Annotated in this window: 8 protein-coding genes and 1 pseudogene; 1 reads left to right on the forward strand and 8 read right to left on the reverse strand. The window is 61.7% G+C overall.

Annotation, left to right across the window (positions count from 1 at the left end; all coding sequences use genetic code 11):
- Window positions 1-181: 181 nt before the first annotated feature.
- The 5 genes from ACRCSW_RS00750 to ACRCSW_RS00770 all read right to left on the reverse strand — a co-directional run bounded on the left by ACRCSW_RS00750 (window position 182) and on the right by ACRCSW_RS00770 (window position 4852).
- Window positions 182-1039 (reverse strand): manganese/iron ABC transporter ATP-binding protein, encoded by an 858-nt coding sequence (locus ACRCSW_RS00750; protein WP_438702089.1) that lies wholly within the window; start codon window positions 1037-1039, stop codon window positions 182-184.
- A gap of 25 nt (window positions 1040-1064) precedes the next feature.
- Window positions 1065-1955, reverse strand: coding sequence for a metal ABC transporter substrate-binding protein (locus tag ACRCSW_RS00755; RefSeq protein ID WP_438702090.1), 891 nt, complete (start codon window positions 1953-1955; stop codon window positions 1065-1067).
- Between the two features lie 586 nt (window positions 1956-2541).
- Window positions 2542-2982, reverse strand: coding sequence for a hypothetical protein (locus ACRCSW_RS00760; RefSeq protein ID WP_438702091.1), 441 nt, complete (start codon window positions 2980-2982; stop codon window positions 2542-2544).
- Entirely contained in the window at window positions 2983-3444 is a 462-nt protein-coding gene (locus tag ACRCSW_RS00765; protein WP_438702092.1) for a DUF6152 family protein, read from the reverse strand. It abuts the gene before it with no gap.
- Between the two features lie 76 nt (window positions 3445-3520).
- Window positions 3521-4852: a beta-propeller fold lactonase family protein gene (locus tag ACRCSW_RS00770; protein ID WP_438702093.1), complete on the reverse strand. Its 1332-nt coding sequence runs from the start codon at window positions 4850-4852 to the stop codon at window positions 3521-3523.
- 102 nt (window positions 4853-4954) lie between these two features.
- Here ACRCSW_RS00770 and ACRCSW_RS00775 point away from each other — a divergent pair, with 102 nt between their 5' ends.
- Entirely contained in the window at window positions 4955-5599 is a 645-nt protein-coding gene (locus tag ACRCSW_RS00775) for a TetR/AcrR family transcriptional regulator (protein ID WP_438702094.1), read from the forward strand.
- Window positions 5600-5691: 92 nt separating this feature from the next.
- Here the strand turns inward: ACRCSW_RS00775 and ACRCSW_RS00780 are convergent.
- The 3 genes and pseudogenes from ACRCSW_RS00780 to ACRCSW_RS00790 form a co-directional block, all read right to left on the reverse strand.
- A pseudogene (locus tag ACRCSW_RS00780) lies at window positions 5692-6330 on the reverse strand (IS6 family transposase).
- A gap of 144 nt (window positions 6331-6474) precedes the next feature.
- Window positions 6475-7302, reverse strand: coding sequence for an Imm43 family immunity protein (locus ACRCSW_RS00785; protein WP_438702095.1), 828 nt, complete (start codon window positions 7300-7302; stop codon window positions 6475-6477).
- Window positions 7299-8146 (reverse strand): RHS repeat-associated core domain-containing protein (locus ACRCSW_RS00790; protein ID WP_438702096.1); only part of this gene is annotated, 848 nt, incomplete at its 5' end. The genes ACRCSW_RS00785 and ACRCSW_RS00790, both read right to left, overlap by 4 nt.

Below are 8146 nucleotides of genomic sequence, written 5' to 3' on the forward strand. Positions count from 1 at the left end.
CCCTCCCCCACGGAGGGGGGAGGGAGGTGCCCCATGCCCGGCGGCGTGTCATACGCCCAGCGGAGTATGGCGGGAGCATGCCGTCGGAATCGCAACCGACGCTGGACCAGAGCGCCTCCCCTCCCCCTGGTGGGGAGGGGCTGGGGGTGGGGGGCTCCGCGACAGGACAGTCGGTCCGGCATCACTTGTCGCCCTTCCGGCCGTACTGGACGAACGGGCGCTCGTCGTCGGTGATGATGCGGATCTCGCGCGTGTCGTCGTCTTCGTGAAGGTCGGTTCCGCCCAAAGTGTAGTGCCTGAGGACGCCGCCAAAGGCACGCTCCAGGTTGTCGCGGGTGAAGATCGTCTCGGTCGGCCCGTGGGCCAGGACCGTGCCTTTCACCAGGATCGTGCGGTCGCAGAAATCGGGGACTGAGCCGAGGTTGTGGGTCGAGACCAGCATGACGTGGCCTTCGTCGCGCAAGGTGCGGAGAAGGCCGACGATCTGTTCCTCGGTCGTGACATCGACGCCGGTGAAAGGTTCGTCGAGAAGGATGATCCGGCTTTCCTGCGCCAGGGCACGCGCGAGAAACACCCGCTTCTTCTGGCCCCCCGAAAGCTCGCCGATCTGGCGGTGGCGGAGGTCTGTAAGGCCGAGCCGCGCCAGCGCCTCGTCCACCTTGGCGCGGTCCTGCGGCGAGGGGCGGCGGAGAAGGCCCATATGGCCATAGCGGCCCATCATCACGACGTCTTCGACGAGGACCGGGAAGGACCAGTCGACCTCTTCGGCCTGGGGGACGTAAGCCACGAGGTTCTGCCGCAGGGCGTCACGCACTGGAAGGCCGAGAAGGCGGATGCGACCGCGGGCGAGCGGCAGGAACCCCATGATCGCCTTGAAAAGCGTGGACTTTCCGGCCCCGTTCACGCCGACAAGCGCCGTGATCGTGCCCTTCGGGATTGCGAAACTTGCGTCGGTCAGCGCGGTCAGGCCGCTTCGGTAGGTGACGGTGACCCCTTCGGCAAGGATCCCGTCCCCTTCGAGCTTGGCGGTATCGCGCATGTTTCCCTCAGCTAGCCGCGTCAGTTCAGGGGGCAAGACCCTTGGCAATGGTTTCGGTGGTGACCTTCAGAAGGTCAAGATAGGTCGGGACCGGCCCGTCGGCTTCGGAAAGACTGTCGACGTAAAGGACGCCCCCGAACGCGGCCCCCGTCTCGCGGGCGACCTGTTCGGCCGGGTCAGAGGAGACCGTGCTTTCGCAGAAGACCGCCGGGATCTTGTGCTCGCGCACGCCATCGATCACCGCCTGCACCTGGCGGGGGCTGCCCTGCTGGTCGGCGTTGATCGGCCAGAGGTACAGCTCTTGCAGGCCAAGATCGCGGGCGAGGTAGCTGAACGCGCCCTCGCAGGTGGCAAGCCAGCGGCGATCTTCGGGCAGTGCGGCGATCTGCTCTTTCAGGGGCCCAAGCTCGGCCGTGATCCTGGCCTTGTAGGCCTCGGCGTTGGCGGCGTAGGTCGCGGCATTGGCCGGATCGGCGGCCGAAAGCGCCTTCTGGATGTTGTCGACATAGATCAGCGCGTTCTCGATGCTCATCCAGGCATGCGGATTGGGCTTGCCGTCATATTCGCCGCCGGAGATGGAAATCGGCTCGATCCCGTCGGTCAGCGTGGCCGAGGGTACATCGCCGAGATTGGTCAGGAACTGCTCGAACCAGCGTTCGAGGTTAAGTCCGTTCCAAAGGATCAGATCGGCGTCCGAAGCGGCCACGATGTCCTGCGGCGTCGGCTCATAGCCATGGATTTCAGCCCCGGGCTTGGTGACCGAGACGACCTCAACCCCCTCGCCCGCGACATTGCGGGCCATGTCGGCGATGACCGTGAAGGTGGTGACGACTTTCAGCGGCTGCTCGGCCAGAACCGGCAGCGGCAGCAATGCGACGAGGGCGGCAAGACAGAGGGAACGGCGTGTGGTGGGCATGAGTCCTCCGGGCGGTCTATCTTAGATGTAAATGAGAACTATTTGCAATAAGTCAATGCGGCCGGGGCGGCCTGGCCAGGGCCGCAGTCAGGCCAGGCAGGACCGGAGCTGGAAGAAATGGCGCACCCGGTGCGATCCGAACAGGTGTCCTCCGCCTTCGGACCTCAGCCCGGATATCCGCGAGTTGATGGGGGTGGATCGCCACGAGCGTGCCGTTCCATCTTTTGGCACCGACGTTCTTGGCCCAGACCAAACTGATCGTATCGCTTTCCCGTTCCGTCGCCGAGCTGCCGGCTTGGCCGGGAACGCGACGGTTTCCGCTGCCCCTGCCGTATCCAGGATTTCGCGACACACTTTACTGGCACAAACGCAATGAGCGAGATCCGGCACATCGCTGGTTGCGCGGCAAGATTTTAGGCAGACAGTCAAGCTGTTCAGCTGATGCTCTCATAGCGTGGTCGTTGGCCATCTTTCTCCCTTCCACTTCGCAGCCCCGACGAACCTCTCGCTGATCAGATCAGGCCAACCAGCCGTCGCCCAGCCCACCTCCGCAGGCGTCCACACGCAAGCGGGGGATATCCTGCCTTCACAGAAACCCGATCCAACGTCCGGAAAAGATCACCGCGGTCCAGAGCATCAGCGACGCAACCCCGAATAGCCGGACCCCGCTGCCCCCCGACGCGGTGCGAAAGGCCCACAGGTTCAGGCCCGTAGCCACAAGAAGGCCAAGCTTCAGAAGGAACGCGGGGTTGCCGACATAGTCCGTGGCCCTGACAGAGAACAGACCGATCCCGGTTGCAACAGCGCCAATGAGGCCGAGGCAGGCCACGGGGAAGGCCAGTGCGGCGGCATCGCGATACCTGTCGATCCCGCCCCGGATCAGCGCCAAGTCCATCACGACCACTGAACCAAACAGCAAACCGATAAACAGGATGTGGCTGCCGTTCAGAAGCGGATAAAGGATGCCGGAAGTACGTACCGCGGCGACTGGCCCCCACGCCTCGATCTCTGCGAGTATCTCGACCATTCAGCAGCCTGTCACCTCGGTCTGCGTCGTGCCCTGGCGCACGACCTCGGTTCCGTCGGCAAGGGCGATCCATTGGCCGCGCAGCTGATGCGGAGCCTCGCAATTCCGCAGGGCGATCAGCGCGACCCGGTCACCGACGGCAACCCTGCCGTCCAGATCGAAGAACCGGCCAACGGGTGGAAACTCGATGGTCACCGTCTCTGCCAGTTCAGGCGACCATGCTTGCAAACCGACCGCGAATTCTTCGGCATCGGTCGGCAGGGTCGTCGGCAGCTGCGCCTGCGTGTCCACCTGCAGTTCGACCTCGGGGTGTGGCTGGCCGAAGTAGGCGTCGGCCACCGTACCTTCGAGGTAGACAGGGGCTGCCCGGTCGTAGCTTCCGCCAAATCCATGGTGGGCGAGGGCGGCCCCGGCGACCGTGATGGCCAATCCGTAAGATATCGCGCGACAGGCAATGTGCATTTCATCTCCTCCGGGTTGTGGATGTCATTTATCACAAGACCGGGGCCGCCCGAAGGCGACCCCAGATGAACAGAGGTCAACGCGCGATCACCATCGAGTGCGCACCGCGTGTCACCGGCACGGATTCCTGCGTTTTCACCAGCTGGACGTTCGACAGATCAAGCGGATCGGCTTGGATGCGCCAGAAGTCGATGGACCCGCCCGCAATACGGTCGTCGAAATGGTCGTAGTTGGCCACCGCCAGGAAGTTGCCGGAGTTATCGAACACCGCCGCCTCGGGCAGGATGCCATCGTAGTTGAAGGTGCCGACCTCGCTCAGCTGGCCGGTGGCCTGGTCAAGCCGGGCAAGCGTGATCGACGAGAAGTAGGTCACGCGCGGATCGTCGTACGGCAGGTAGCTGCGCTCAAGGTTGGTCGTGGCGACCCAGCGGCCATCGGGCGACACGGCCAGCCCTTCGGGCGAGACGCCGGTTATCACGCGGCTGACATAGGTGTGCCGGGCCTCGGCCCCCTCGCCTTCGGCGTTCATCCGCACGGTCATGACCGTACCGCGTGGCGCCTCGATCCAGGTGCCTGCGATGTCGGGGCCCCAGTAAAGGGCGTTGATCACAACATGGTTGCCGTCGGGCGTGAACTCGACCCGGTAGGGCGCGCGCTCGATATCCACGACATTGCCGAAGGGTTCGACCGCGAGGTCGGCGGTGATGCGGGCGAAGCGGACGGTGTTGTTGTTTCCGTCGATCATCGCCACCACGTCCTCGGTCGGGTGCCAGTCGATGTCGATAAGACGCCCGGAGTCGAGCGGCCAGTCGGGGATGACAGGCGTCGTGATCGCGCTGAGCGTGCCAGCATCGAAGCGGAAGAGGGCAAGCGGGGTCTCACCACCGGCACCGTTTGCGGGGTTGAAGCTTACGGCGAGGATCGTTCCGGCGGCATTCATCCGCACGGCATCAGGGCGCATCGGAATCTCGATGGTCTGCGCGACAACTGGCGCCGCAGGGTCTGCCAGATCGATCACCGTGAGGGTGTTGCCGACGCGCAGATCGGCGAAGGCATGGGGCGCGTCGCCTTCGGGGCGGGGCGTGAAGGTCTCGATGACGAAGGCCCATCGACCGTCAGGCGACAACTCCACCGCGGCCGGCGGACCTGCGACCGAGTTCGACGCGGGCACTTCGACCGCCGCCCAGTCGCGCGGATCGCCGTCCAGATTGATGACCGACAGCGCATCCGTGCCCTCGCGCGGGCCAAGCTGCCCGTTGACGTAAGCGGACGCCAACATGTCGGCATCGGAAATCGACACGATGTAGCGGCCCTGAAAGTCCATCGGTGCGGCTGCGTCACGGTTCTGGGCGAAGGCGGGCAAGACGGTCGCGCCAAGCAGCGCGATAACAATGGGCGTTGGCTTCATGAGGTCGATCTCCTATGATGAGTTGATTAACTCGCCTTAGATGAGAGCTGGAAGCTGCATAACAAGGTGAAGCACTCACTTTATGAAATGGATCACGAACACTTGACGGATGAACAGAAGACGCAGGGCGGGCTGACGGCCTGGAGGGCCAGGGTCTTGTCGGAGAACCGCAACACGTTGCTGGATGCAGCGATCGAACGCTTTCTGGCGCAGGGCTACGACCGGACCTCGCTGGAAGAGGTCGCCCGGACGGCTGGCCTGTCTTCGGCCACGCTTTACAAGCATTTCCCGACCAAAGCGGCGCTGTTCGGCGGGATCATGGCTCGTCTGTGGGACAACGACGGGGACGCAGCACCGGTCCCGCCCGCCAGCGGCGATCCATCGTCAGGGCTGCTCGCGATCGGGCGCGACTACGCAGCCCTTCTGACGCAGCAGCGGACGGTCGATCTCTTTCGGCTGGTCACGGCGGAAGTGCCGCGTTTCCCCGAGCTTGGGGAAGAGCTTTACGAGCGTGGAAAGAAGCCGTACCTCGACCGGCTGCACGCCTACCTGTCGGCCGAAGTCGCACTTGGAATGCTGGCGATCGACGATGTGCCGCTGGCCGCGCGCCAGTTTCTGGGCATGATCAACGACATCGTGTTCTGGCCGAGACTGCTGATACCCAGCCTGGTTCTGCCGGCAAAGCAGGTTGACAGGGTCGTGGAAGAAGCCGTCGCCACGATGCTATCGCGCTACGGAGCCGGCTGAACGGGGCGGCGCCGGATAACTGAGTGATGGTTGGCGCACGGTTCTGTCAGACAAATGCGAACCAGTCTGCGTTCCCCTACCCTGCGCAGATTTCAGGCAACGAGAAGGCGGCGCCGCTCTGCGAGAGCGGCGGCGCGGGTCTGCTTGTAGGTATTGCGGTTCTGGAGGTGGCGCTCCGTCGGAAAGTGGTTGTGGACCGAGGCATGGGCTGAGGCGAACTTCTGCAACGTTCGCATGCGCTGGAACCGCAACATCGCCCGCTCGCGTCGTCGGAACGGCAAGTGCGAATTCTCAGCTCGGTTGTTGAGCCAGCGTCCCATCTCGCGATCGTCGCCACGGCCCAGGTCCTTCAGCGCAGCAGCGCAGGACCGCAACCGATCCGTAACGATGGTCTCGGGCCAACCATGCCGCTTCATCGATTTCTTCAAGAATTTCAGCGCTGCCTTACGATCGCGCGTCTTCGTCACGATGCTCTCCAGCACCTCGCCTTCGTGATCGACCGCGCGCCAGAGGTAGTGCATCACGCCATTGATCTTCACAAACACCTCGTCCAGGTGCCAGTGACGGTGAGCGCGCATCGCCTCTAAACGCTTGCGCCGGATCTCAGCGGCAAACATCGGACCGAACCGGTTCCACCAGTACCGCACGGTCTAGTGGCTGATCTCGATGCCGCGTTCGTGCAACAGATCCTCGACATTTCGGAGCGACAGCAGGAACCGGATGTAGAGCATCACCGCAAGGCGGATGATCTAGGGGCTAGTTTTGAAGTAGCGAAAAGCGGAGTGTTTGGGCATGTCGGCAGGCTACCCAGGCGCCCTGCCCTGTCGCAAGGACATTTCTTCTGACAGCACCGAAGCCCGGGCTGTCTGGTGTCTCTAACTGGATTGCGACTTCTTGAGCATCTCCGCAATCAAGGGATGGACAGGCGCCCGCTTTGGATCAAACATTGTCTTGCGATCGACAGGCCAGTAGCCATGGTTCTTCCATCGATCGAGGTCGGCGCGCTCGCGCCATGATGGCCCCAGGATTGAGAATGATCCCGGACCGTTGGGTATGAAATCTACCACCATAACGTCATCTGTAGATACAAACCGAGCGCCCATTATATCTTCTGCACTCATCCGGTCACGTACCTCTTGCGAGACAATCAGCACATTGGCCCAAAGAGGGATATCATGAGCCAAAGAAATTGGCGCCAAACTGGGTTTCAACACGAGACGGAGCGCACAGATCAACCGCGGTTGACCATCCTGATATTCAACACGGTTGGGGCTATCTAGTTCTGGGTGGTAAGCACCATCAATGTCCATCTTAGTAAGATCGCATACCGTAACGCTGTTGATGATCTGGCAGAAGAACATTTGGTGAGTAGTGTTTGACTGCCCCTTGTTCGAAAGCATTGTGATAGACTGAACTCGCAGATTGTCAGGCACATATGACTGTAGCAAGTTTACGAAGCGCTCGGAGGCGAGAAAACCCGGGTTAAATGGATAGTAGTCCAAGTTGATGCTCTTGCTTTTTGATATGAACCAAAGTGGTTCTGGAAAAACAGCCTTTCGCTCATCATCATTGAAGAACTTTCTGTGAGCTTGATGATCGATTTCGGAGATGTTTTTGACAGGGGAAAGCGTCAAACCACCTTCGATAAATGGAGGAACACGTCGATCATAGTCGCCGCTGTACGTAAGGATATGGTATGTCATGGGCAGGCATTCATGTTGGATCCAGGGAACGCACTTCCAAAGTTTTTTATGATCTGAGTGTTTTCTGCTTGAAGCAGCTGCAATGCGCTTCTTGCTCGTCTATCTGCCGCCGCTCTTTCTGTGGCGCTTTTAGCGCAGCGGCGTTGCTGCCTCCAGCTCTTTTCAATTGCACTTACTGCGAGCTCGTTGCGTGTGTTATATGCTGCATGCGAACCCAAGTGTTGCGGCAGGTTCAGTGTCGTTGCGTCTGCCTGGTTTGTTGGCAATGGAATGCCATTGCTGGCTGCGTCCCGCTTCATGCCAATTGCGTCAAACATACCCTTGTGATTTCTCCATACTGCGCAAGGAATCAAATGGTGCGCCTGCCATGGAACACTCAGGCCCTGACCTGCATTGATCAGGTTCTGCCTTAGCGCGTTTAACCCTAGTGGGTCGACCCACCCGGTCGGCTCATTCACATACCCATTCGGCCTGAGCCCGCCCATCACACCGATCGGATCGGGCGAGAGGTAGCTCCCCGTCAGCGGATCATAGTACCGATAACGGTTGTAGTGAAGCCCGCTTTCCTCATCCGCCCATTGACCCTGGAAGCGGATCGGGCAGAGCGGCGTCGGCTCGGGATCGGCGGCCAGAACCAGCGCCAGCGCGCCAAAGCTGCGCGGGGAAGACGGAACGCCCTCGCCCAGCGGAGCCGCGTTGGTATTACCCGGCGCGGGCACCCATTGACGCCGCACCGCCCCCCAGCTGTAGTGCTCGGTCGCAAAGATCAGGCGGCCTGTCTCGTCAAAAAGCTCGCGCGGCGTGCCTAGATGGTCGGTCACCACATGCTGCACTGCGCCCGTCC

Origin of the sequence: Tabrizicola sp. (assembly GCF_051645465.1) — a bacterium.
In the GTDB taxonomy this organism is placed as follows: Bacteria; Pseudomonadota; Alphaproteobacteria; order Rhodobacterales; family Rhodobacteraceae; genus Tabrizicola.